2 protein-coding genes are annotated in these 1,199 nt (G+C 43.2%); one reads left to right on the forward strand and one right to left on the reverse strand.

Going from position 1 to position 1,199, the window contains the following annotated elements:
* Positions 1-357: 357 nt before the first annotated feature.
* Entirely contained in the window at positions 358-705 is a 348-nt protein-coding gene (locus CDZ78_RS20670; protein ID WP_087871614.1) for an ATP-binding protein, read from the forward strand.
* 351 nt (positions 706-1,056) lie between these two features.
* Here the strand turns inward: CDZ78_RS20670 and CDZ78_RS20675 are convergent.
* On the reverse strand, positions 1,057-1,199 hold a 143-nt coding region (locus tag CDZ78_RS20675; protein WP_140414281.1), incomplete at its 5' end, for a transposase.

The following is a 1,199-nucleotide window of genomic DNA, read 5'->3' on the forward strand; positions in this document are numbered from 1 at the left end:
TGTTCAATTTGTTCGGCTCTATGTGAACCCTAGTGGGTAGTCGAATTTTAACTTACCACAAAGAAAGTAAATTATATTGATAAAATTATTAATATTACGATAACCTCTTGCTCGTCGTTTGGCCAGTTGGACCTTGCTATCGCTGAAAATCAGGGAAACGTAGCCTAAGCGAAGTGATGATTTTTAGTCCGCGATAGCCGTAGGGCCGTTATTTTGTCGGAGTCTGAGCGTTAGCGAAGGTGGAGACAAAATAAAAGGCCATCCGACACGGCGTCAAGTCATTTGGAGCCTATGTTCCGACCCCTTGTTGGGTCGGGACGAGGTGACGAGGACGAATCGGGGCCGCCGGAGGCATAAGTGGTCGCGTTAAGTTTTTGCTGCTTGCTTGGGCTGGGATGCCCAAAACAAGCTTTCGCAAAAATAGCGACTCCCCGAATATCTATCCAGAATCTTGGCAATAACTACTTCTGTGGTGAAGCCCAGGATCTGGAAGAAATGCTAGGCAATCTTATCGATAACCCCTGCAAATGGACACATGACCAGGTCTGGATTCATGCAACGCGGGATAAACATAATCAACGCATCCATCTTTTTGTTGAAGACAATGGCCCGGGTATTCCAGACAGCCAGTTAGCTATTGTTTTACAGCGCGGCAGGAGGCTTGATGATACTGTTTCAGGTCATGGCTTAGGGCTTAGGGTTTAATATTGTTAACGACATAACTCAACTCTATAGCGGTTCCTTGACGCTTAAGAAAAGTTCTTATGGCGGTTTGTGTGCAATACTAGACCTACCTGTCAGCAGTAATTAAGAGTAATTTTCACATAAAATAAATTTGTACGCGGCCTCCTTAAATGTACAATCAATTACTTAGAACTCACTAATGTAACTTCTCATTATTTGGGGGCATGGGCGGCTCGCCCATACAAACGGGCAAGCTGCCCGTACCCCCAGGAAATTTTGCCCATGAATAATGAGAAGTTACTCACTAACTGAAGTTTCCCAATTATTGAGTAGCTGAAATACACAATGCTGGTGTATCGAGGTTTATTGGCTCTATGTGAAATACAGTGGGTAGTCGAATTTTAACTTACCACAAAGAAAGTAAATCATATTGATAAAATTATTAATATTGCGATAACCTCTTGCTCGTCGTTTGGCCAGTTGGACCTTGCTATTAATTCCCTCAAGAATTCCAT

Origin of the sequence: Bathymodiolus platifrons methanotrophic gill symbiont (assembly GCF_002189065.1) — a bacterium.
Classification (GTDB): domain Bacteria; phylum Pseudomonadota; class Gammaproteobacteria; order Methylococcales; family Methylomonadaceae; genus Methyloprofundus.